The organism is Rhodopirellula halodulae, from assembly GCF_020966775.1.
In the GTDB taxonomy this organism is placed as follows: Bacteria; Planctomycetota; Planctomycetia; order Pirellulales; family Pirellulaceae; genus Rhodopirellula; species Rhodopirellula halodulae.
Genome location: NZ_JAJKFV010000030.1, coordinates 18,529 through 42,132, shown reverse-complemented (window position 1 = coordinate 42,132; position 23,604 = coordinate 18,529). Strand labels below are relative to the sequence as shown.

General features: G+C 57.6%; 23 protein-coding genes. 9 read left to right on the top strand and 14 right to left on the bottom strand.

The annotated features are described in order from the left end of the window. Positions 1-34 precede the first annotated feature (34 nt). A complete protein-coding gene (gene ppnP / locus LOC70_RS22315) occupies positions 35-313 on the bottom strand; it encodes a pyrimidine/purine nucleoside phosphorylase (RefSeq protein WP_230256270.1) in 279 nt (92 codons plus the stop codon). A 187-nt stretch (positions 314-500) separates the two neighbouring features. Beyond that, the gene (locus LOC70_RS22310) at positions 501-1,907 is read right to left on the bottom strand and encodes a DegT/DnrJ/EryC1/StrS family aminotransferase (RefSeq protein ID WP_315857327.1); all 1,407 of its coding nucleotides are present in this window, start codon (positions 1,905-1,907) and stop codon (positions 501-503) included. A gap of 86 nt (positions 1,908-1,993) precedes the next feature. On the opposite strand from LOC70_RS22310, the gene yajC reads away from it, so the two are divergent. From yajC to LOC70_RS22295, 3 genes are all read left to right on the top strand, one after another. Then, positions 1,994-2,413 (top strand): preprotein translocase subunit YajC, encoded by a 420-nt coding sequence (gene yajC / locus LOC70_RS22305; RefSeq protein WP_230256269.1) that lies wholly within the window; start codon positions 1,994-1,996, stop codon positions 2,411-2,413. Positions 2,414-2,490: 77 nt separating this feature from the next. Further along, entirely contained in the window at positions 2,491-5,760 is a 3,270-nt protein-coding gene (secD, locus tag LOC70_RS22300; protein ID WP_230256268.1) for a protein translocase subunit SecD, read from the top strand. A gap of 223 nt (positions 5,761-5,983) precedes the next feature. Further along, positions 5,984-7,489 carry a sulfatase gene (locus tag LOC70_RS22295; RefSeq protein WP_230256267.1) on the top strand — a complete coding sequence of 502 codons (1,506 nt, stop codon included), beginning with the start codon at positions 5,984-5,986 and terminating at the stop codon, positions 7,487-7,489. A 217-nt stretch (positions 7,490-7,706) separates the two neighbouring features. Here LOC70_RS22295 and LOC70_RS22290 read toward each other — a convergent pair whose 3' ends face one another. Further along, positions 7,707-8,249: a shikimate kinase gene (locus tag LOC70_RS22290; RefSeq protein ID WP_230256266.1), complete on the bottom strand. Its 543-nt coding sequence runs from the start codon at positions 8,247-8,249 to the stop codon at positions 7,707-7,709. Positions 8,250-8,350: 101 nt separating this feature from the next. Between LOC70_RS22290 and LOC70_RS22285 the strand changes: the two genes are divergently transcribed. Together LOC70_RS22285 and LOC70_RS22280 are read left to right on the top strand one after the other, a co-directional pair. Beyond that, entirely contained in the window at positions 8,351-9,637 is a 1,287-nt protein-coding gene (locus LOC70_RS22285) for a hypothetical protein (protein WP_230256265.1), read from the top strand. 159 nt (positions 9,638-9,796) lie between these two features. Next, positions 9,797-10,744: a DNA integrity scanning protein DisA nucleotide-binding domain protein gene (locus LOC70_RS22280; RefSeq protein ID WP_230256264.1), complete on the top strand. Its 948-nt coding sequence runs from the start codon at positions 9,797-9,799 to the stop codon at positions 10,742-10,744. A gap of 70 nt (positions 10,745-10,814) precedes the next feature. Here LOC70_RS22280 and LOC70_RS22275 read toward each other — a convergent pair whose 3' ends face one another. The 7 genes from LOC70_RS22275 to LOC70_RS22245 all read right to left on the bottom strand — a co-directional run bounded on the left by LOC70_RS22275 (position 10,815) and on the right by LOC70_RS22245 (position 15,260). After that, positions 10,815-11,411: a cytochrome c oxidase subunit 3 gene (locus tag LOC70_RS22275; RefSeq protein ID WP_230256263.1), complete on the bottom strand. Its 597-nt coding sequence runs from the start codon at positions 11,409-11,411 to the stop codon at positions 10,815-10,817. Between the two features lie 167 nt (positions 11,412-11,578). Continuing rightward, positions 11,579-11,800 carry a hypothetical protein gene (locus LOC70_RS22270; RefSeq protein ID WP_230256262.1) on the bottom strand — a complete coding sequence of 74 codons (222 nt, stop codon included), beginning with the start codon at positions 11,798-11,800 and terminating at the stop codon, positions 11,579-11,581. A gap of 162 nt (positions 11,801-11,962) precedes the next feature. Beyond that, a complete protein-coding gene (locus LOC70_RS22265; RefSeq protein WP_230256261.1) occupies positions 11,963-12,178 on the bottom strand; it encodes a SlyX family protein in 216 nt (71 codons plus the stop codon). Between the two features lie 2 nt (positions 12,179-12,180). Continuing rightward, complete coding sequence (locus LOC70_RS22260) at positions 12,181-13,044, bottom strand: thiazole synthase (RefSeq protein ID WP_230256260.1); 864 nt, start codon at positions 13,042-13,044, stop codon at positions 12,181-12,183. Positions 13,045-13,168: 124 nt separating this feature from the next. Then, positions 13,169-13,372: a sulfur carrier protein ThiS gene (thiS, locus tag LOC70_RS22255; protein ID WP_230256259.1), complete on the bottom strand. Its 204-nt coding sequence runs from the start codon at positions 13,370-13,372 to the stop codon at positions 13,169-13,171. 5 nt (positions 13,373-13,377) lie between these two features. Next, a complete protein-coding gene (locus tag LOC70_RS22250) occupies positions 13,378-14,382 on the bottom strand; it encodes a sugar phosphate isomerase/epimerase family protein (protein ID WP_230256258.1) in 1,005 nt (334 codons plus the stop codon). Positions 14,383-14,738: 356 nt separating this feature from the next. Next, complete coding sequence (locus LOC70_RS22245; RefSeq protein ID WP_230256257.1) at positions 14,739-15,260, bottom strand: CBS domain-containing protein; 522 nt, start codon at positions 15,258-15,260, stop codon at positions 14,739-14,741. 277 nt (positions 15,261-15,537) lie between these two features. Between LOC70_RS22245 and LOC70_RS22240 the strand changes: the two genes are divergently transcribed. Continuing rightward, positions 15,538-16,017, top strand: a complete 480-nt coding sequence (locus tag LOC70_RS22240; protein WP_230256256.1) for a hypothetical protein — start codon at positions 15,538-15,540, stop codon at positions 16,015-16,017. A gap of 223 nt (positions 16,018-16,240) precedes the next feature. Beyond that, a complete protein-coding gene (locus tag LOC70_RS22235) occupies positions 16,241-17,314 on the top strand; it encodes a hypothetical protein (RefSeq protein WP_230256255.1) in 1,074 nt (357 codons plus the stop codon). A gap of 114 nt (positions 17,315-17,428) precedes the next feature. Here the strand turns inward: LOC70_RS22235 and LOC70_RS22230 are convergent, their stop codons facing one another. The 4 genes from LOC70_RS22230 to cysS form a co-directional block, all read right to left on the bottom strand. Beyond that, on the bottom strand, positions 17,429-17,815 hold the full coding sequence (locus LOC70_RS22230) for a hypothetical protein (RefSeq protein WP_230256254.1): 387 nt from the start codon (positions 17,813-17,815) through the stop codon (positions 17,429-17,431). Next, the gene (locus LOC70_RS22225; protein WP_230256253.1) at positions 17,812-19,275 is read right to left on the bottom strand and encodes a hypothetical protein; all 1,464 of its coding nucleotides are present in this window, start codon (positions 19,273-19,275) and stop codon (positions 17,812-17,814) included. The genes LOC70_RS22230 and LOC70_RS22225 overlap by 4 nt, the downstream gene beginning before the upstream one ends. A gap of 319 nt (positions 19,276-19,594) precedes the next feature. Further along, positions 19,595-20,131 (bottom strand): crossover junction endodeoxyribonuclease RuvC, encoded by a 537-nt coding sequence (gene ruvC / locus LOC70_RS22220; protein ID WP_230256252.1) that lies wholly within the window; start codon positions 20,129-20,131, stop codon positions 19,595-19,597. Further along, positions 20,113-21,729 (bottom strand): cysteine--tRNA ligase, encoded by a 1,617-nt coding sequence (gene cysS, locus LOC70_RS22215; RefSeq protein ID WP_230256251.1) that lies wholly within the window; start codon positions 21,727-21,729, stop codon positions 20,113-20,115. Before cysS ends, ruvC begins: the two co-directional genes overlap by 19 nt. 585 nt (positions 21,730-22,314) lie before the next feature. Between cysS and LOC70_RS22210 the strand changes: the two genes are divergently transcribed. Next, positions 22,315-22,917, top strand: a complete 603-nt coding sequence (locus LOC70_RS22210) for a hypothetical protein (RefSeq protein ID WP_230256250.1) — start codon at positions 22,315-22,317, stop codon at positions 22,915-22,917. Further along, entirely contained in the window at positions 22,914-23,441 is a 528-nt protein-coding gene (locus LOC70_RS22205) for a hypothetical protein (protein ID WP_230256249.1), read from the top strand. Before LOC70_RS22210 ends, LOC70_RS22205 begins: the two co-directional genes overlap by 4 nt. Positions 23,442-23,604: the final 163 nt, after the last annotated feature.

Here is a 23,604-nt window from a genome sequence, read left to right as displayed (position 1 = left end):
AACGCGTTCTCCATCCCCATTCCGGCGTCGCCGATCAGCTGTAAAAGCACAGATACGCGGTCGGTTCCAACACGCGGACCTGGAATTTTTGGTTCGCTTCGATTCGGAACTCGGTGCCCGCCGGATAGGCACGGAACCCAGGTTCGCCGGGAAGTTTCGCTTCCAACTTGCCCGAGACGATCTTCATCAGCTCGTTTTCAGTGGTGCCAAATTCGTATTCACCGGTTTGCATCACGCCCGACGTCGCTCGGCCCTCGTGATTTTCAAACGCGATTGAGGTGACGTTTCCGTCGAAGTATTCATTGACTGGCATGGCGAAACCCAATGGTTGAGAGGTGTGAAACGAATGACGATCCGGGCCGGAAATGATTCAAGGGCAACCTGGCGGACAGTTACTTGGTGGATAGTCACCTGGCGGACAGCAACTCGGCCGAGGGCAAACTTTGTCAGCGTTGGCCCCCACCATCAATCGCGAACGCGAAACGTGGCGAGAAGATAGTTCAGTCCGAACGAATCCGCGAGCCACCTGCGATCGTCCGCAAGCAAGCTTTGACGCGGTCGGCGACATCGTCAGCCAACAAAGCTCGGTGATCCACGACCAACAATCGGTCGCTCAGGATTGCCGCGTTATCCAACGGCACCGGTTTGGAACTGCGCCGGTCGCTCGTCCGATGCATCGACCGAAAGCCTTCGCCGCAGGGAAGTTGGATCTGCTTGAATGCTGCCAAGACCCGAGAACGCGTTTCCGCGTCCCGAGCCAACACCGGAAATTTGTAGGGTGCCCGAATTACTGCAGGATTGTCATCCCAAATCGCCATGCATCCCACCGATTCCCAATCCAATTGACTGAGCTTCAACGCGTTTTCGCATCGAATCGCGTTCCAGCGAGAAACCAGGGGCAACTGAGGCAACAACGCGGCACATTGAAGCGGAGACATGGGAAAGGTGTCGCTTGGTCGATCCACGATTCCTCGCAGTTGATGGAATCGCTTCTCCGACTGCGTCACCAACGCTCCTCCGTTGCCGCAGGTCACAGGCTTGCTACCGCCGAAGCTGTAGGTCGTCCAATCCGCTCGCTCACCGACGGGATGAAAGACGTCCTTTCCCGCGGCGTCGGTTTCAATGGTTCCGGCACCGAACGCTTGGCAAGCATCTTCGATCAGCATCCAGTCCCGATCAGAGCACAAATTAGCCAACGCCGTCGAATCAGCCAGTTGTCCATGCAGATGCGAAACCAGCAACACGCTGCCGGGGGGCGACTGAATTGACTCGATCGACGAAAGGCTTGGGGTCACACCCGTGACCGAGCAACTTTGACGGCTGATCGAGACCGATTCAGTGTCACACAGCACCGGACGGCCGCCCAGCAATTCGATCGTCCGAAAGTTTCCCGGGTAGTCGTAAGCCGACAGGATGACATCAGTTGCCTGTCGGGAAGGCTTGTGGGATCCCACTCCCAATGCACGAAGTGCCAATTCAATCGCCGACGTTCCCGAAGAGCACAATCGAGCCCGTCTGCGTGCGTTGGTGGCTTCGGCGACGTTTGAAGTTCCGCCACGACGATCCGTCCCAACCATCTCGCAAGCCGCCTCCATCATTTTGGCTGTGCATTGCTGGTGGACGCCCGTTTCATGCACCCCCGGTTGATTCCGTGCCGCCTCGGCCAACGTTTTGGCGGTCGTTTCAGGGTAGGTGCCCCACTGTCCGTCCTGCAGAATCCGCGCGACGGAATCCGAGATCGCGTGGGTCAGTTCAGGGATTCGCGGCGGCCAAGCCGGCCAGCCATCGGGAGCATCCTCGAATCGTTCGTTGGCGGGGACGGTCAAAGGATTCTCGGTGCTACGCAAATCGGGGTGGCGAGGCAAGATAGGGCTGGGCTTGTGGCGATTTTTTTGCTTCCATATCATGCCGCATTGCGAACGACGCAGACAACCACCAGCCAGGACGCCTGGGGCTGCTTCGTGCGAATGTCATCATCCCCGGAACCCCTGCCTTGTTGCCTTCTTTCGATCTGTTCTTCAACGATCTATCGCGGCAGGCAAACTTGCTCGCACTTCAATTGCTGGCACAAGACGCTGCTCCGCCGGAGGCTGACTCTTTTCTGCGGCGATTCCTGGAAAACCCGTTGCTTTTGCCGATTGGTGTCGTGGCGATTTTCTACGTCACCTACTTCGGTCCCGAACGTCGACGCCGAGCGGAAGAAGCCAAAATGATGGCGTCGCTGGGCAAGAACGACCGGGTGGTCACGGTCGGTGGAATTCACGGAACGATCGTGAACGCGTCGCCGGACAGTGACACCGTGACATTGAAGATCGATGAAAACGGTTCGACACGAATCAAAGTCAATCGGTCAGCCATCGTCAAAATCGTCGGCGAACCGAAGAACAAACCCGACAACGATTCGTCGGCCTGACCTGTTTCCAAACCATCCTCCCACAGCGACTGGTTTTGGTCGCAGCGGACACAACGCACCCGTACTTAGAAACCACGATGGATCTTTCGACTCTCCCGGATTTTTGCCAAGCGATTTCGGCACAGTGGCTAGCACAAACGGACGCCGCCGTCGCCAACGAAGTCTCCCAAGGCATCAGCAGCGGTCAAATCGTGACGCTGTTGAGCGCCGCGGCCGTATTGATTTTGCCGTTTCTTGTCGGAAACTTCTTGGCCAAATCTCTGAAGATGCCAACTTACGGCACTCGCTTCGGCTTCATCTTGCTGGCAATTGTCGCCAGTGCGGTGACGTTGGCTCAGAAGCTGCCCAGCCTCGGTATCGATTTGTCCGGCGGGACGATTTTGGTCTATGAGCTGGATCCGGAAAAGCTGGAACTGATCGACGAAAACGGTGGCACCCGAATCACCAGCGAAGATTTGGTTGCTCCATTGACCCGTCGGATCAACCCCGCCGGCACGCAAGAAATCGTGATTCGTCCCTACGGCGAACAACAAATCGAAATCATCATCCCTGAGAAAGACCCCGATCAGGTCAATCGCATCAAAGGCTTGGTCGAAGAAGCCGGTCAATTGCGTTTCGCAATTCTCGCCAACCAATTCGATCACCAATCGTTGATCAACAAAGCGATCGAGCAATCGGAATCGAATCAGCCTGGCGTGGCAACCAAAGACACTGTCGGGACGGCCGAAGATTCGTTGTACGGCATCTGGGCGAGCATCGGATTTGAAGCGACCGAGACCGACGGCGTGCGTCCTTTGTTGGTCCCCGTCACCGGTTCGCTGGCACGCAATCCTCGCACCGGCCAAATCCTGAACATTCCACCGGAAGCCCGTGGCGGTGACGAAACGGTTGCCATCGCAAAGTGGTTGGAAACTCAACCGTTTGACCACATCGAAGTGCTGATGGTGGTCAATCCAAAGCTGGACATCCTCGGCGAAGACTTAGCTTACGCGGCCAGCACGTTCGACGAGCAGGGTGCTCCCGCGGTTGCGTTCACCCTGACCGACATGGGTTCGGGACGTTTCCGAGCGTTGACGACGAACAACAAGCCCGACGGTTCGCGAACTCGTCAGTTGGGCATTCTTTTGGATGACGAACTATTGTCGGCTCCTTCGATCTTGGAGCCGATGAACAAGAACGGTCGCATCACGGGCAACTTCACTCGTGAACAAGTCGACTCGCTGGTTCAAATTTTGAAAGCGGGTCAATTGCCCGCCACCGTGACCAAACAACCCATCGCGGAAAACGAAGTCGGTGCAACCCTGGGGGCGGACACGCGAACCAAGGGTCTGTACTCGATCGCTGTTTCGCTCGGCTTGGTGCTGGTTTTCATCCTGTTCTATTACCGCTTTGCTGGCGTCGTCGCTTGCATCGCGTTGATCATGAACATGGCGATGATTCTTGCGACCATGGTGTTCATCAACCAACCGATGACACTGCCCGGTTTGGCCGGTTTGGTTCTGACCGTCGGTATGTCGGTGGACGCGAATGTGCTGATCTTCGAACGCATCCGCGAGGAAATCACCAAAGGGGCCAAGGCTCGCATGGCGATTCGCAACGGTTTCGCCCGAGCAACCACAACGATCATCGATGCCAACCTGACCACGCTGATCACAGCCATCGTTTTGTACGCGATCGGTACCGACCAAATTCGCGGTTTCGCGGTCACGTTGATCTTGGGGATCCTGTACTCGATGTTCACCGCGATCTACGTTTCGCGAACGATCTTTGACTTGGCCGAACGCCGTGGCTTCCTCTCGCTGGGCATGTCGGACGGCGTGAACAGCATTCGTTCGGCATTCGCCGGTGGCGGTCAGTTCAACTTCATCAGCAAAGGCAAGCTGACACTCACCATCTCCGCATTCCTGGTTGTCGGTGGTTTGGCCGCGTTGTTCGCTCGCGGACAAGGCATCCTGGACATCGACTTCGCCGGCGGTTCTTCGGTCCAGTTCCGAGTCGACCAACCGACCGAACCGGATGAAGTTCGCCGTATCGTTGGCGATGCTTTGGCGTCGTCCGGTCAAGAGACGGTTCAGTTCACCGTCAACGGCGTTTCGATGGAAGGCACGGAAGAAGGCACCGTCTTCAAAGTCGACTCCTCCGTCGATCGCGTGGATGAACTGAAGCAAGTCATCCAAGACGGGTTCGCAGCCGCCGATTCGGTTGGCCTGGTGACCTACAGTGTCGACATCACTCCAGCGAACCTGGACGGCGCAACTTCGGAAGAGGATGCTCCCGCGGCGGAAGCCACCAGCTCATCGGATCCTGCTCCGTCGGCAACGTCGACCAGCCAACTCCAACGCCTCGACAGCGGCATGCTGTTGGTCGCCGCCCAGGCCGATGGCGAAGAAGAAGCCGAGAGCGACGAAGCACCGGAAGAAGCTTCCGCAGACGAAACGCCCGAAACACGTGCGGTTCAACTTCCCGCCTTTGCGATGAGCACCTCGGACATCTCTTTGGGAATCAAAGGTGGTGACGGAGATGCGGTCAAAAACGAAGAAGGCTTGATTGATTCAATCATGGCGGCCGCGGAAGCCGCAGGCGTTGCAATCAACGAAGACGGAATCGTCGTGAAACCAATCGGTGAAGACGTCGACGCTTGGTCACCCGGTTCCACTTTGGCCTTCCCACAATGGCGAGTTCAACTGCCGCTTGCTGGCGACAACGCCATCAAAGTCATGGCCGAAATGGAAAAGCAACTCGATAGCGATCCGGTTTGGATCAGCAGCAGTGCCGTGGGAGCCCGCGTTGCCGGCGATATGATCAGCCGAGCTTTCGGGGCTCTCTTCGCATCGCTACTTTGCATCATCGGTTACATCTGGTTCCGATTCCAACGTGTGATCTACGGCTTCGCCGCTGTGGTCGCTTTGCTTCACGACGTGGCAATCACGCTGGGAGCCATCGCAATCAGCTACTGGGTGGCCGATGCACTTGGGTTCTTGCTGATCGATCCGTTCAAGATTTCGCTGACCGTTGTCGCGGCCTTGCTGACGATCATTGGTTACTCATTGAACGACACGATTGTGGTGTTCGACCGAATTCGCGAAACCAAGGGCAAAGCCCCTCGTTTGACCGGCGAAATGATCAACACCAGCATAAACCAAACGTTGAGCCGCACGTTGCTGACATCGTTGACGACATTGATCGTGGTGGTGCTGCTTTACGCCTTCGGTGGCGAAGGCATCCACGCGTTCGCCTTTGCTCTGGTGATCGGCGTGATCGTCGGTACCTACAGCAGCGTGTTCGTTGCCAGCCCCGTGTTGTTGTGGCTGGTTGAACGAGCTGAGAAGAACGCAGCGAACGCCTGATACGGATCGCCGGCCGACACCGGCAATCAACCTCCGAATCATCAACCACTGATGAACGCACGCTCACTTGGATTTCCGAGTGAGCGTTTTTTATTGGCGTGCCAGTTTAATGTCAGTCCTGGTGTCCGCGTAAACAACTGCGTTGGTGAAGATCGCCCTTTCGTTCACACCGACACAAATCGATGGATTATGATCCAGACCCCACCCACACGGAGCCCACCCCATGATCCGCCCCACCAGTATCACCGCCCACCGTTTCGCAATCTCGATCGCAGTTGCCTGCACGCTGGCCGCATTGGTCCAGCCTCGCGTCGAGGCGAGACAACCCAATATCTTGCTCATCTTCGTCGATGACTTGGGTTGGAAAGACGTCGGTTGCTACGGCAACGACTTTGTTGAAACACCGCACATTGATCAGCTCGCGGCGGAAGGCCTACGGATCACCAACTTCTACGCGTCGGGTGCCGTGTGCTCGCCCACTCGATGTGCGTTGCAATCGGGACAGAACCAAGCACGCATTGGAATCACGGCGCATATCCCGGGACATTGGCGACCGTTTGAACGAGTCATCACGCCACAGACAACCATGGCTTTGCCATTGGACACCGTTACCATTGCTGAGTCCTTGAAAGCATCTGGGTACGCGACCGGCTACGTGGGCAAGTGGCACCTTGGCAACGGACCTGAGTTTCAACCTAACCGGCAAGGCTATGACTTCAGTGCCGTGATCGGCGGGCCTCATCTGCCGGGTCGTTATCGCGTTCAGGGACAAGTGCCGCGGCAGCCCAAAACGGGGCAGTACCGCACGGACTTTGAAGCGGACCTGTGCGTGGATTTCATGCGAGACCATCAGGATGAGCCATTCTTTTTGATGCTATCGCCGTTTGCCGTGCACATACCTTTGGGAGCCATGCACGAGAAAGTCGAGAAGTATCGCGACAAGGCAATGGCGACCGGCAAAGACCTACCGCATCCGGTCTATGCCGCCATGATCGAACACACGGACGACATGGTGGGACGATTGATGGCAACCTTGGATGAGTTGAAGCTGGCCGAGGACACGCTCGTCGTTTTCACATCGGACAATGGCGGCCTCTACAAACGGTACGACTACCGCGAATCGGCCGATGATTTGGTCAGCTCGCAAAATCCTCTTCGCGGCGAGAAAGGTTCGCTGCACGAAGGCGGCATTCGCGTGCCATTGATTTTGCGTCACCCGGGGAAGATCAACGCTGGCACGGTTTCCGAAGAGCCGACCATCACGCATGACTTCTACCCGACCTTTGTTGAGTTGGCGGAGGGCGAACTTCCGAGGAACCAATCCATTGATGGAGTGAGCCTGGTACCGTTGATGACAAATTCGTCGTCGAAACTGACGCGTGACGCATTGCATTGGCACTACCCACACTACCACCATGACCGTCCCGCCAGCGCCATCCGCGAACGGGAATGGAAGCTGATCGAGTACCTGGATGGCACCGGTGACGTGGAGCTGTATCACCTGCCGTCCGACATCAGCGAGTCGGAGAATCTCGCGGATGAAAAGAAAGGACGCACTGCGGATCTGAAACGAAAGCTGAACAATTGGCGGCAAACCGTGTCGGCTCGCATGCCAATCGCGAATCCGAGCTACGACGCGGATCGTGCACCGGAATGGTGGAGCATGAAGACGGGCAAACCCATCCCAAGCGATCAACGCAAACGTTTTCCGCCGACCGAAAAAGATTGATCACAATCGCGTTCGATCGCCCACTTCTCCTAGCGGATCGTCGCAAGCCAATCGGTGCCGCATGAAGGTCATCTGCGCGACAAACGCCCAAACCCCCTTAGCGGATCGGCGCAAGCCGACCGGTGCCACGCAACGATTCCTCGCGATTTTCCCTGGCATGCGTTTTTCCCTGGCATGCATCCTGAGCCAGGATGAACCAACGCGAGGCCCGGCGAACCTACCGCTGTCCCCATGCCGCCAAGACTTCGTCCGCGATGGACTGCATCGTTCGATCGGTCGTGTCGATCCGCAGATCCGATGCGTCGCGATACAACGACTCTCGCTGCGCCATCACTTGGCTGACTTCGTCCAACACAGATTGATCCGTCAAAGCCGGTCGACGATCGGAGGTGGTGCTATCACCCGCCAATCTTCGCACCAACGTTTCCGGCTTCGCATCAAGCCAAACGCACCAGCCCGTCGCCGCGATCTTCTCTCGATTCGATGGACGAAGGATGGACCCCCCACCCAGTGCAACCACATGCGGAGTTCGCTGAGACACCTCAACCAAGGCAAGTTCCTCACGGTCGCGAAACCCGACTTCGGTTTCCTCCGCGAAAATCTGTTTGATGCTCTTTCCCGCGGTCGATTCGATGACGTCATCCAGATCCACCGATGGGATCCCAATCGACTGCGCTAAAAGTTTCGCAAGCGTACTTTTGCCGCACCCTCGGTAGCCGGTCAAATAGAGGTGCTGAGATGTCATTGCGTTGCTGCTCATGGGGCTGAACGCTACCAGCCGACGGTTGCATTGAAAAGTGCCATCGGCCCCCAGGCGTGCTGCCCGCATAAACGATTGATCCAGAAGACTGCGAGACAAACATGAACCGAACTCCACGAGCCGCCTTGTCCATCGCATTGGTATTCGCGTTCATGCTGCCCGCAATCGGCCAATCCGACGGTGAACCAAACACTTCGCAATCCCGACCACCATCCGCGGTTCAACCCGAAGACATCCCCAAAGCTCTCGAAGGTGAGTTTGACACGCGGAATATCGCGGCGGCGACCGCTTGGGCAGACCAACTGAATCTGGCGGACTGGTTAGGGCCCTTGGCTCCCTTGGCACTGTCGCCGTTTTTCGGCGTGGCTTGTTTGTCAGGATTGTCGCTCTGGGGACCGGACTGGATCACCGACAATGCATTGCTGGGTGCTGCCGGGCCGCTTCGCAGCGTGCCGATGTTTGTCGTCTTCACCGCGCTGGCGATTTTGACCAGTGTCCCACGACTGTCAAAAGTCAGCAAACCGTTCGCCCAAGCGATGGATCAACTGGAGGCCTACTCGGTCATCGTCATCCTGCTGGTCATCAAAATCACAGCGTCCATGACGGCGGAATCCGTTGGCACGGCCGAGACTCAAATCGCCCAAGACGCCATGCCGGTGATGACCGCGGGTGTGTTCAGCTTCACCGCCAACACACTGCTGTTGATCGCGATGGTGGTGAACATGGTGGTGATCAACAGCGTCAAATTCTTCTTCGAGTTCCTGGTGTGGCTGACACCATTTCCAACCGTCGACGCCATCTTCGAGGTCTGCAACAAATCATTGTGCGCGGCGTTAATGGCGGTGTATGCATTCAGCCCAACTTTGGCGACCGTGCTGAACTTGATGATCCTGTTCGTTGCAGCATTGATCTTCCGCTGGGTCGCTCGGCGAATCAAGTTTTACCGGACGATGTTGCTCGATCCAGTGTTGGCTCGAGTCTGGCCGGGCTACGGAACGCCCGACCCGCGTGGTTTGCTGGTCTTTGCACAGGACGAAGTCGGACCATTCCCCGCCAAGAGCTGTCTGCGTTTGCGCCGGCACGACGACGGATGGCTGCTCACGCCGGCCGTGTCCTGGTCACCGTTGGCGTGGGGGTCCGGACGAGACGGACACATGCTGCGATGCGGTTCGTCGCCACGCTTGGTGCGGGGCTGGCTAACGCATTCCATTCACGCGGAAGACGCCGCCGAGTCGGACACGTCGACGGTCACCGTCTTCAAGATCAGCCGTCGTCATGACATGCACTTGGCGATCATCCTGGAGCAATGCGACTTGCTGGAACACCAGTCAACCGATGAGGCCGAATCAAAGACGCGACAGCAACAATCCGCCGTCGAGTTTGCTTGAACGCGACCGGCGGCGAACCGGGTTTCTTCCGTAAAAAACGGTCTGAATCGTGACGAAACGGCTGCGGTCCTCTTTGGATTGCGGCAAGGTTGGACTACAGTGGAAATCCAATAACTTCTCTTGATCGACCGCATGGATTTTGGAGCTGCTTGATTCTCGATGGCCACTCAACGATTGACCAAACAGAACGCAGCGATGATCTCAGCGGCGGTCGCGATCCGTGAAGACCGCAACGCAGACGCCCTGTTGTTGTTGCTCGATGGCAGCACCGATTGGAAACGGATCTCCGAGCTAACCGACGCCAACGAGAACGTGGTCATCGTCGCCGTCGACACGATCGAGGACTTGGATGGTGCCGCGGAAGCCGGCTTGAAACCGCTGGCTTTGAATAAAGAAAAGGCGCCCCTGCTGGAGCGTTTGCAAGAAGCTCTGCTGGAAGCCGCCGCAGATGAATTGATTCGCACCAACGGCGAGGTCGTCGCGGTCTACAGTGGTTTCCAACAAGGCCGACTGGATTCGATCAGCCACTTGCAATTGGACGAGCGGATGCGGCGGTTCACCGTTCGCGATCTGCAAACGTTGGAAAGCAGCGTCCCACTGAAGACGATCAAAGCCGTGGTGGATTTGGCTTCTCAGATCGGTCGCGAAGGCCGCGAGGGAAAAGCGGTCGGCACCATGTTCGTTGTCGGCGACCACCGAAAAGTGTTGGAGCATGCCAACGACAGCGGTGCGGATCCCTTCCGAGGTTACAACAAAAAGCACCGCAACATTCTCGACCCCAAAGTCCAAGAAGACGCGAAAGAGATCGCTCAACTGGATGGTGCCTTTGTCGTCACCGCTGAGGGAATCATCGAACGCAGCCGGCAAATGCTGGAGGTCTCGCACGAAGACCTGAAGATGACCAAGGGCCTCGGTTCGCGTCACTGGGCCGCCGCCGCGATCACGCGAAAAACCAAAGCGGTCTCGGTCGTGGTCAGCCAATCAACTGGAACCGTTCGGCTGTATCAAAACGGCTTTTTGATTTTGCAGATCGTCCCGATGGACAAAGCGGTCAAGTGGCAGGAATTCGCCTTCGAGCCTCCACCGCAATCGGCCGACGAAAACTAAGCCACGCTTATCGAGTTCGCGTATCGATCATTCGCGTACCGATCGACTGACCGAGTCGCCGCTCAGGCGATCAGAGAGCCAGACCCTGGAACCCGCCGGTGGTGGCCACAAACGAAGCCAGCATGCACAGCCAAACCAGGTCGAGAAAGTGCCAATACTGGGCAGCGAAATCGACCGGCCAATGACGCTCGTGGTCATAACGCCCCAGCATCGAACGCACGGAAACAATCGCCAATGCGATGACTCCGCCAGCGACATGCAGTGCATGCAAAAAGGCAAGCACCACGACCATTCCCGCCACGCCCTTTCCGGTGCCGGCCTGCATAGCAGGACCGCCCAGCATTCCCAGCATCGCCGTGTACTGGATGGCCATAAACGCCACCGCGGCGATTGCACTGATTCCCAAAAGCGATGCCGTCCAAACACGCTTGGAACGCCGCACCGTCCGCGTCGCCCAGTGCACCAACCCGCTGATCACCAGCAAACAAATCGTGCTGGTCAAAAAGCTATTCGGAAGCGGTACCGTCGATTGTACATCGCCGCGACGGCCGCTGGCGTAGATGAAGTACAGCAGCAAACTGCTGAGAAAAAACACCAGCAACGTGCCAAGGAACAACCAACCGCCCTGTTGGAATCGACGGTCGTTTGGCAATACGTTCGCAGGCATCGGTGCTTTGGTCGACGATGAAAGGGCTTGGTAACGGGAGCAAAACCGAAATCAAGCGACCAGCTTAACCGGTCGCTGCCTTTTCCCAAATGACCGCGTCTGCCTTGATGGCAATGTTGAGCCTTCAACGCCAGCCCGTTGATCACCGCCGCGAGACCGGCACCGCGTTACGCGGCGCGGCGCTGCACGATGTCATCTTGCAGTGCGACAATGGCCGCGTCGAGCGATCCCATCGAGGCAACCAATTGCTGAATCCCGCGTGCGAATTCAGGTCGAGGGTCAAAGCCCATGTCGTCCAATAGCTCCTGGACCTCTTCCACGCTCATGCGCAGAATCAATTCTTCGGCTGTCAATTCGTTGGCGGGTGGACGCTTGGGTTGCGGCGACATGCGTGGACCTGGTGTTAAAACAAGACTCGGGAGACCGTCGAATCTTGCATCGTCAAACGATCCGTCTCGCCTTGACGGAAAAACCTGCGTAACCGGCACAAATCTCCATCGTGCGATCCTCCGACCTCAGAACCGCCAACCTCGAAATCACCCACCTCGATATCAATAGTGCGGTGGTTTCTCGTCTTCCAAGCTTGGCCCCTGCTCATCCACTTTGCTCTTCAGGTCCTTCAATTGACCAACCATCCGACTCATTTCTCGATCGCGACGTTGGGCATCGATTGACATTTGCGTGACGATCTCATTCAGTTGATCGCATGTTCGTTGCGTATGAGCGAGTTGAATTTCCAACTCGGTGATTCGATCTTCAACACTCATCGTCACGCCCCAACTTCTTTGGCTTGCGAACCATATGGTCGCGTGCTGATCACACCTTCGCTGGGGCTACTCGCCGTGCCATAGAGACGACGCGGGATCCGTCCGGCCAAATACGCGTGACGTCCCGCCTCCACCGCCAACCGCATCGCGTGGGCCATCCGAACGGGTTCGCGAGCGTGAGCGATCGCGGTGTTCAGCAGCACGCCATCCGCCCCCAATTCCATCGCCACCGAAACATCGCTGGCCGTGCCCACGCCCGCATCGATGATCACGGGATAGTCCTCGTCGCCTTCCTTCAGGTATTCCAAAATGATCTGCAGATTGGACGGGTTCAAGATTCCCGCGCCACTGCCGATGGGACTGCCCGCGGGCATCACCGCCGCGGCGCCGACTTTCTTCAAACGTTGAGCCGTGACGGGACAATCGCTGGTGTAGCAAAGCACCGAAAAACCATCCGCCGCCAACGTCTCGCACGCCGCCACGGTTTCGGCCGGATCGGGCAACAGAGTCTTGCTGTCGCCAAGGACCTCCAACTTCACCCAATCCGCACCCGGATTGCCCAGCGTCCGCAAAATTTCGCGTCCCAGTTTGGCGGCTCGGACCGCATCGGCGGCGGTGTAGCAGCCCGCCGTGTTGGGCAGCAGGATGTAGCGATCGGAATCGATGAAATCCAGAATGTTCTGACCGGTGCGGTCATACAAACGCTCGCGACGAACCGCGACCGTAACGCACTCCGCCCCGGAGATCTCCAGCGACGCACGCATCTGTTCCATCGTGTCGTATCGCCCGGTCCCCACCAACAATCGGCTGGAAAGGGTGTGCGATCCGATTTTCAACGGAGAATCCGAAAGTGCGTCGGTGCTCATGGAAGTCGTTCGAGAGATGAATGGACATGAATCATGTCCACCCAACGTACCTTGCCAACTTCGATCGCTGTAGGTCCGAAAAGAAAAGAGATCCGCGGGCAACAGCGGACACGATCGCGTTGGATCAGCCGCCGCCGACCAGCGTCACCACCTCCACTCGATCGCCATCACCTACGACAACCGAGGGATACTCCTCCCGCGGCACGACGTCTTCGTTGACCTCGACCGCGAGGTAGTTTTTGGGGACTTCGACGGTTTGCAACAACTCATCGATCGGCATGGGGCGATCGATCTGAGTCGGCCGCCCGTTGACAGTGATGTCAATCATCAAGCTCAATCGTTTTCGTCGTCGAAGGCGGCGTCAAAGGCACGATTGCTCGGCGAGAAGTCCAACTTCTTGGTGAATTCGCAAGCTTCTCGAGCCCCGAACGTACGCTCCATGCCGCTGTCTTCCCATTCGATCGACAGTGGACCTTGGTATTCAATTTCGTTCAACGCACGAATGATTTCTTCGAAATTGACACCACCGCGACCTGGGCTGCGGAAATCCCAACCACGACGCGAATCGCCAAAGTTCAAGTGGCTGGCGTTGATGCCCGTCCGACCATCCAAGGTCACAATCGCGTCTTTGATGTGCACGTGATAGATGCGGTCGGGGAACATCCGAATGAACTGGACCGGATCGATGCCCTGCCAAATCAGGTGGCTGGGGTCGAAGTTGAATCCGAACTCAGGACGGTTGTCCAAGGCTTCCAACGCTCGCTGCGCGGTGTAGATATCGAACGCGATTTCCGTTGGGTGCACTTCCAACGCGAAACGCACACCGCATTCGCCGAAGACATCCAAGATTGGATTGAAACGTTCAGCCAACAGATCAAAACCAGCGTCGATCATCGACGGCGGAACCGGTGGGAACGAATACAGCAAATGCCAAATGCTGCTGCCGGTGAATCCGTTGACCACTTCCACGCCAAACTTCTGTGCGGCTCGAGCGGTGTTCTTCAGCTCTTCGATGGCCCGTTCGTTGACGCCCTCGGGTTTGCCGTCGCCCCAAACGTACTCCGGTAAAATCGCTTTATGTCGTTCGTCAATGTTGTCCAAGACGGCTTGGCCGACCAAGTGAGCACTGATCGCGTGGCACTGCAAATTGTGCTTCGCGAGCAACGCATGTTTTTTCTCGCAGTAGTCGTCTTCGGCCAAGGCTTTGTCGACTTCGAAGTGATCGCCCCAGCAGGCCAGTTCGATCCCGTCATATCCGAAGTCGGCGGTCATGGCAGCCATCTCTTCGATTGGCAAATCCGCCCATTGACCAGTGAAAATCGTGACGGGACGTGGCATGGAGAGCTCCAGCTTGGCGAGAATCGGAAATCAAGAAAAAGTCGCGCAAGATGAGAGAAAACGCCCTCATCGCGGCCGAGCGGCATTATCACCGAACACTCTTTCCTGAGCAATTCCCCAAAGCAAGCGAGCTAAAACGCAAACTCAACCCGTGCGGGTCCGACTTTTCGCGGGAGATCAGAGACTGAATGGGTGTGGAGCTGAATGATTGCGGGCATTTGACGCGGACGTGATTGGGGTGACACCGGTCGGCTCGCGCCGATCCGCTCAACGGTGATAGGCAATTCGCTTGCCGTCACGCCCATACCTGCCCGTAACGCCAGCCGGGGACTCAAACGCCATCTCACATTCAACTTCTAAACGCGGCGTTCTTCGGACGACAGAATCGCACTCAGAAACAAACCTTTCGATGATTGCGAACGAACCGGCCGATCCAGATGGCTGCGGACCGCACGCATCACGTCCCGCCGGGAAATTTGTCCGCGAAGCCGACCTTCGGCGTCCAGCACAGGCAATCGACGACACGCCGCATCCAGAAACGTTTGCGCGATGGTCAACAAATCAGTCTCCTCCGAGATCGTTGGCGGATTGCGATCCACCAAATCACCCACGGGGATGCTGGGCAGGTTCTCGTACGCCATTCCCACCACAAACTTCATGCATGACTTCTCCGAGAACACACCAATGAAGTGCCCATCTTCGTCCACCACCGGGGCACCAGAAATCCTTTGCCGAAGCAGCACGTCGAGCGCTTCCAACGCATCCATGTCAGGCGGCAACGTGATCAAGTTCCGAACCATCATTTCGCGAGCGGTCACATGGGGCATCGCGTCGGGGTGAGTGGTCGGTAGCGTCGCAGTTCCAATGGTCTTGGTCATGACGAGTCCTCTCGAAGATGAGTTGATGGGCACAGAGTAGGTCTTCACCTGAAATCACTTTGAGGCGGCCGCTAAGACTCCGTCAAGAAAATTCCACCGTGCAAATCACTACCACTGGCTCCATCTCCGTCAATTGACACGCGTCCCTCCGCGAACAAGTTCCCGTTGGGGTCGCAATTCACGGTAAAATCAGTCACAAAGACGTTTCACAAGCATGAACCGCATGCCGACCGATTTCGCTTGTGAAAGTTGTCACGCAGTGCACCCGGAGAGTGGAATGTTAGGACGTTGGGTCGAGTTTGAGTTTGATTGTTTGCCATTGCGCACCGTGACTCGGTTGGACGTTCCCATCGATGCGTCACCCAAATACGAAGCCTTTGTGTTGCGGGTCAAAGCCGCGCTGGCCAAGCACGGAACGCACAACACCTACTACCTTCACCGCGCCCGTTGCATCTTTCATCTGACCAACAACCCGGATCGCGGCCGCGTCGAGTTTCACATCGAAGGCGTCGTGATGACGGGCGAAAAAGACCTGAAGACCAAAGCCGTGGACCTCGAAATCACGCTCGGCGAAGAAACCTGCGACTGGCTGAATGAGCCTTCCGTTGAGTTTCTGGCTGAAACCGTCAAGCACGCGGTGGCGGTCGAATTTGACCGCTACATCCAAGCCGGCGACCTCTCCCAAACGGAGAAGCGGCTGGAAAAAATTCAGAAACAAATCGAGGAAGGCGACGGCTTTCAAGCCATGTATTTGTGACTTTCCCGGTTGTCGCAACCTCTTGGCGGTCAACGGATTCTCTTGACACCACCCCCGCGAAATTCCTAGTTACAGGCTCGCCCTTCGTTTCGCCCACGAGGGACACCTGTATCAATTGGATTGGAATTGCCGATTTGGCTTCACTGACCGTTTGAATCAGTCGATCCAACGAACTGGAACCATTTCGACAACACCATTCCGCCACCGACGGAAGGACGCGACGATGACCAAACGATCAGCACGAACCCGAAACGCCGCGCGAACCCTGGTCGCCCACGCCGCGATCGGATTCTGTGTGACCGCCAGCATCGCTTCGACCGGTTGCCGCAGCGGACGCCCCAGCCTGAACCTGTTCAGCATGCGAGGCGAACCCTCGGCCGAAATGCTGGCTGGCACCGGCCCCACCGCAACCTACCCCAAACCACCTTCGGCCAACGCGACGCCAAATGCGATCGCTTCCGTTGCCGGCGGCACCGCCCCAGCCAAGCCATCGACGCCCGGCACCTCGCCAGCCAACATGTACGCGGGAACCAGCAACCCTGGACTGCCGACCGTCAACAGCACGCCCGGCGTCCCCAGCACTCCGACCGCTCCGGCGTCCAACCCCTACGCGTCTTTGGCAGCCCAAAACAACACGACGGCCAGCAGCAACTCTTCGCTGCCACCGGCTTCGTACGCATTGCCTGGCAGCGGCACTCCATCCACGCCAGTGAGCTACGCCGCTGCGTCGGCTAATGGCTACGGAGTCCCCGCTCAACCAGCCGCGAACACTCAACCAACGCCTCGCCCAACCGCGATGCCACCGATCAGCGTGCCATCGACTTCAGCCCCTGCTGGACCAGAAGCCTTGGCTGGAAAGAGCAGCAGCCAACCCAGCACCAACGGCTTCACCTTGCCCGATTCCGACATCGGCTCGGTCGCCAGTGCTCCTGCCAACAAGAGCACCGGCTCGGCATTCACTTTGCCCGGCGACTTCGCGGCACCCAGCGGCAACACGACCGCCAGCAACAGCGTGACGGACAAACCGAGCGACAACACGGCCAGCTCAGCGATTGGTCTTCCCGAAGGCATCGCCGGCTCCATCAGCTCCGCAAAAGACGCGGTGGCATCGGCCGCCTCCAAAGCGACACAAACCACTGCCGACGCGGCCGCAAAGGCAGCCAGCACCATCGGCGGTGCCGCGAGCTATCAAACCGCCAGCGGAGCCACCAACACCGGAACGGTCAAACCAACCGGTTACTCTCCTGGAAGCACGGGCTCCAGCTCCGGCTACCCCAGCAGCTCCATGATGCGTTGATCAAACGCCAGCGTCACGAGCAGACGCTGGCGAAGCCATCAACCGACCACAACACACGCCCGCCAGTTAACGCGGGCGTTTTTTGTGTTCACCCAAACTTCTTCGCACGATCAATCAATCCACTTCCTCAACAAACGATGGCACTGGATTTATCACAGCGGCAATCGCCGCCTCCGTGATCTCCGTGCCCTCGCACTCAATCACCTGCAAGTACGGCAGCCCGCTCAAGTTCTCGATCCCCGAATCCGTCACGGCCGTGCGACTCAACCCGACGCCGGTCAACAACCTCAGCTCAGCAAGCCTGACCAGATCCTCGTCGCGAACGGCAGTCCCCGCGAGCTGCACCTGCATCACATTCGGCAGCCTCACCAAGTGCTCCAGCAAGCCCGGCTCGAAGTTGTCCGGTGAAAACTCCACGGCAAAAATGGGCTGCACTTCCGCGGCTCGTAGAAGCTTGACGCCTTTTGTGTTCGCTCGAATCTTTTCCGCTCGATCAATCAATCCATTTCCTCAGCAAACGATGGCACTGGATTAATCACAGCGGCAATCGCCGCCTCCGTGATCTCCGTGCCCTCGCACTCAATCACCTGCAAGTACGGCAGCCCGCTCAAGTTCTCGATCCCCGAATCCGTCACCGCCGTGTGACTCAACCCGACGCCGGTCAACAACCTCAGCTCTGCAAGCCTGACCAGATCCTCGTCGCGAACGGCGGTCCCCGCGAGCTGCACCTGCATCACATTCGGCAGCCTCACCAAGTGCTCCAGCAAGCCCGGCTCGAAGTTGTCCGGTGAAAACTCCACGGCAAAAATGGGCTGCACTTCCGCGGCTCGTAGAAGCTTGACGCCGGCCCGGCGCAGCTCAAACAAAGCCCGCCGACTATCCACCGCGACTCCCGCCATTTCGGCGGCCCCATCAAAGCCAGCCAGCCCATCGTTGACCACGGGCACCCCGGCGAAAAACTCATCTCGCGAGATGGGACGAGCCTTCCCGTTGCCACCCAAAACGTAAAACGCATCGTCCAACAACGGGCGAGGATCCGACAAATGCAGCTTGTCGCCGGGCTGGCCGACTTGCTCGAAGTAGATCCGAATGGTTCGTCGCTCTTTGGGAAACGGCACGCGCAAATCTCCCCACCCATCGACCTGCAACACGCCACTTCGTGTCGTGACCAAGCCCTGCGGAATCGAGCCGGAATAGAGCACGCCCGAAAACCCATGATCTAGCCAACCGACAAAGAACCCGGCCGGAGCAAAACACGCGAATGAAAAAACGAGCCACTCCCAACCAAACTCCGGCCGCCATGACTTCGTCGTCCACATGACCCAAGTCCCAATCACGGCGACGCTCAGATTCCATGGGAGCACACTTTCGTTCCAGTCCACCAACAAGGGAGAAATGGTGAACGCGATGCCCAGGTGCATGAAGCAACATGCCGGTGCAACCAAACGCGGCCAACCAATCGCAATCACACCCACGGTCAACTCAACGATGGCCACGACCAACGCGACCCACCAGTAGTTTTCATCCGCATCAAAACCGCTGCGGGCGACCAACCAATGCGACGCATACCCGAACCAATCCGGTGACAGCAATTTGTGCAGCCCAGCCCAAACCCAAGTTGACACCAGCGACCAGCGCGCGATCCGGTGCCCAGCATCCCACACGCAAGCAGCCATCAACACCGCGATCGAAAAGAACTGCGGCTGCAACCGAAACTGGTCGATCACAGCCGCCACCACCAAGACGCCAAAGTGAACGGCAACGCCAACGCGAGGCCGCCAAACCGTCAGCACCAACGTCGCGATCAACGCCCAACCAAACGGCAACTGAGGGACATCCAACGTCGGCAGATGCGGCGGCATGTCACGAACCTGCCACAAAGGCCACGTGATCGAGATCGTGACACACTGGCAGAGGACGCCAAACAGCAACAACGCGTACCGCAGCCAGCCTAATTGCATTGGCCCGCGGAACCCCACGCCTTTCCGAACCCAACCGACCATGCCCAGAAAGACAGCATCCCGCCGAACGCCGCTTGACCTTGAAACGACGACACCCTGTGCCACCAACGGACGGCTTGCTGATCCAGCCAAAAGAAAACCACTCACCAGTCGAGGGAAAACGTTGCTCCAGGAGTCAACTCTAGCTTGTCGCCGGTCAACTCTAGCTTCTCGCTGGCTAACTCTAGCATTTCCCTGGCAAGCCCTCGCATCTCCCGAACATCAGCCCGATCGCCAGACGCTGCCGATCGAATTGATTCTGGTTTCGAGCGTCCCGGGCTCAGGCCAACGCCTGGTCAATCGGATTGTCGCTCAGATAGTGGCCGCACAAAGAAATGGCCATCGCATCGGCGACGTCGGCGGGCTCGGGAACCGACTGAAGATTCAACTGCATCTTCACCGCGAGCTGAATCTGGCTCTTTGGTGCCCGGCCGTTTCCGGTCATCACCTTCTTCACCCGAGTCGGTTCGTAGTGCTCGACGCGAACGCCGGCGGTGGCGGCGGCCAAACAAATCACACCGCGAGCATGCCCCATCAGAATCGCCGTCCGTGGCCGTTCGTAGTGCGAGAACAATTGCTCGAGCGCCATCAGCTCAATCGGATGACTGCTGAAAACCTCCGACAGCCCATCATGGATTTCCCGCAAACGCACGGGCAGTTCATCGCGACCGCGCGAACGGATCACCCCCGCCTCACGCAACAGCAACCGCGGGCCTTCTCTCGAGATGACCGCGTAACCCGTGGTGTTGATCCCCGGGTCGATCCCGAGAATACATTTCGCCGCAGCAGGACGCTGCGTTACGACTTGCGTTCCCAAGAGGTACCCTCTTTCTTGTCGAGCAACGCGACGCCCAAATCAGCCAAACGATCCCGGATGGCATCGCCAGTCGCGTAATCCTTCCGCTCGCGGGCCTCCTTTCGCAGATCAATCAACAAATGCACGACTGAATCGAGCAATTCAGCATCCGCTTCATCGCCGCCGGACGTGGCGGGCGGCTTCGCAAACAAACCCAACACGCGAGACAACTCAGCGATCACGGTAGCGGCTTGGACCAAAGACTTCACTTCGGCGGAAGCAGCGTCCGCACCCGGCCCCAATTTGCTGGCGTCCATGTGACGGTTCAACGCTCGCAACGCATCAAACAGCACGCTGATCGCCGAACCACTGTTGAAATCGTCATCCATCGCCGCCAAGAACTTTTCGCGGATGGCGTGAATCTCGTTCAGCAACGCATCGCTGCCTGGATCAAAGTCGCCGTCACTGCGTTTGGTCGGCGCGTCCAAGTCATAAAACGATCCGCCGGTAATCTCTTCGAATCGAGCAAAGAAACGGTAGAAAGCTTCGAGCGACGTCCCGGCCTCGGCCAGGGTTTCTTCGTTGTAGATGATCGTGCTGCGGTAATGCGTTCGCAACAGGAAGAATCGAATTCGTTCGCCAGTCTGCGAACGAATCAAATCCGCCAATCCACCGGCACCCTTGCTGCGGCTGATCTTGCCGGACGCCTGCTCTTCAACGCTGGCTTCCTTCGCCGACTCTTCGCGGTCGCTCTTGCCTCCGACCTTGCCCTTTTCACCGGCACGCATCAAACCGTTGTGCATCCAGTACTTCACCATCGGAGCCCCGTGGCAGCACGTACTTTGTGCGCGTTCGTTTTCGTGGTGTGGGAACATCAAGTCCAATCCACCACCGTGGATGTCAAAGGTCTCACCCAGAATTTCATGACTCATCGCGGAACATTCGATGTGCCAACCGGGACGACCATCTCCCCAAGGACTTTGCCATGACGGTTCGCCCGGACGCGCCGACTTCCACAACGCGAAGTCGCCAGGGTTTCGCTTCTTGGCCGCCGCACCGCCGCCTTCGCCCTGCTGGTCTTCCACCGAACGATTCGACAACTGCCCGTATCCCGGATCCTTGGTCACGTCGAAGAAAACGTCGCCATCGATCGCATAAGCGAAGCCTTTGGACTCCAACGAACCAATGAAGGCGATGATCTGCGGCATGTGGTCGGTCGCACGCGGCAGGTGATCGATTTGGTTCACGCCGAGCTCACGCAGGTTGGCCAAATAATCGGCGGTCATCTCCACCGCGATTTGGCTCATCGGAATCCCGCGTTCGACAGATTTGTTGATCAGCTTGTCATCGACGTCGGTGATGTTGACCACCCAAGTCACCTCAAAACCGCTGTAGGTCAGGTAACGTTTGATGGTGTCGAAAATGACCGGCCCGACCATGTGACCGATGTGCGATTCGGCATAAACCGTTGGCCCGCACAAATACATCCCCACGCGAGGTGCACGCAAAGGCAAAAACGGCTCTTTGGTCTTGCTCAACGTGTTGTAAACACGGATGGCGGGCGAGTTCGATGAATTGGGAGCGACCGAAGAGGTCGGATCAGCGGCGGTCATGCTCATCTGCGTGCGTGCAATTTGAATGAAGCGAAGGCGAGGCGTCCTCGCGAACTGGAATAGCCGGGAAGTATAGGGAATCAGAGTGACCTGGATCGAGCCCGCTTTGCGTAAGACAGAAAAGTCGAGCGACTGTGAACGCGGGACGGCGGACTTGCGTCGCGGATAGGTCGATGACTCGGGGATGTGGCAGACTTCGCTGGCTTAGGGGGATGGCGAGCACGGGCCAGAAACCGCCTGAGCGAGAACAGGAAGGCAGGGCAGAATAGAGAAGACAGGTCCTGAGAAGCTTTCGAAATCGATTCGCTTTCATCAGAGCGTGAGGTAAGGCACCTGGAGCAGCGTCAGGCATGGCCTGACCTACGGGGAATTTGATTTCCGCTGACACCCTTCCTGCAATCGTTTTGCATTGGCAAAATATTCATCAGCTAGGATTCGCGACGAACTGCACGCTAAAATAGTGCGTAGCAAACACACTTCACGCGGAATCGTGGATGCCGAAACGAAAGTCGCAATCACTTGATTGCCCCTCGACTTCCAAGCATCACTCCCGCGAACACCGCCCCTCTGCCCCGATGGAAAGTTGCCAAGATGACCCAATCGTTCCTGCACTTCACCCTGGCCTTGTCACTTTTCGCTTTCGCGGGGTGCCAGCCTTCCGCTCCGCCGGAAACGACCGCCGATTCACACGGCGAGCATGACCACGATCATGATGGCCATGACCACGACGGTCATAATCATGACGGCCACGATCATTCGCACGACGGACACGATCATGATGGGCACGATCACCACGGGCATGACCACGAAACGATCGATGCCGCCGCTGCTGGATTGGACGCTGACGCGCTCGTGCATTTGGATTCGGAACCGGCTCCCGAAACGTTTGCCGAAGCGGTCGATCGCCTGACGCAGATGAAAACCTCCATCGCGAAGGGGTTTGGCGACGACGACGTCGACTCGATTCACGGCGAGCTTCACGACATCGGCAATCTCTTGGAGCAAACCGAATCGTGCGTGAAGAAGAGCGACATGGCCGAAGAACAGAAAAAACAAGCTCTCGCCGCCATCGACACACTGTTCGAAGCCTTCGGAACGGTCGATGCAAAACTGCACGGAGATGAAGGTGCGGACTACAGCGACGTCAGCGGCGACATCGATGACGCCATTCAAATCCTCGGAGACATCCAATGAAATTCCGCTTCCCAGCCTTCTTGATGCTGTTCAGCGTCGCGATCACGAACGGATGCAACACGGACACGGAAACCGCCGACGTCAACGCGGCCTCGGACCCGACGGTTTTGCTTGAATCCGCTCCGGAGACAGCTCTTTCGTTAACAGAGGTCAAAGAACTCTACGACGCCGAGGAATCCACCCCACCCGAAGAATTGACGCTGGTGGGCAAAGTTGACGCGGGCGAATTCGAAGCGTTCGAACCTGGCTCCGCTACGTTCATGCTCAGTGAATTGCCCGACGAAGCCCACACGGGCGGTGATCCGGAGCACGCGGACAACTGCCCCTTCTGCAAACGTCGCGCGGCCAACGCACCAAAAGCGGTGGTTCAAATCATCGACAATGCCGGCTCCGTTCGCGAAACGCGAGCGGACCAATTGGCGGGACTTGCCAAAGGAGACGTGGTCACGGTCTCCGGAAAAGCAACCTACGACGCGGACGTGAACACGATCACGATCCAGTCACAAAAAATTCACGTCCGATAGGCATCGATTCCCACCTGAATTCGCTTGGTTTTGCAATCAAACTTTGCGATTTCCGGGAATCCGCGAATTTTGAACAGGGTATCTTCCCATGGACCCACCTGATTCTGTTATAGTCCCCCTCGTGGTGGGATAGCTCACGCACTCGGCGTGAGAAACACCACGA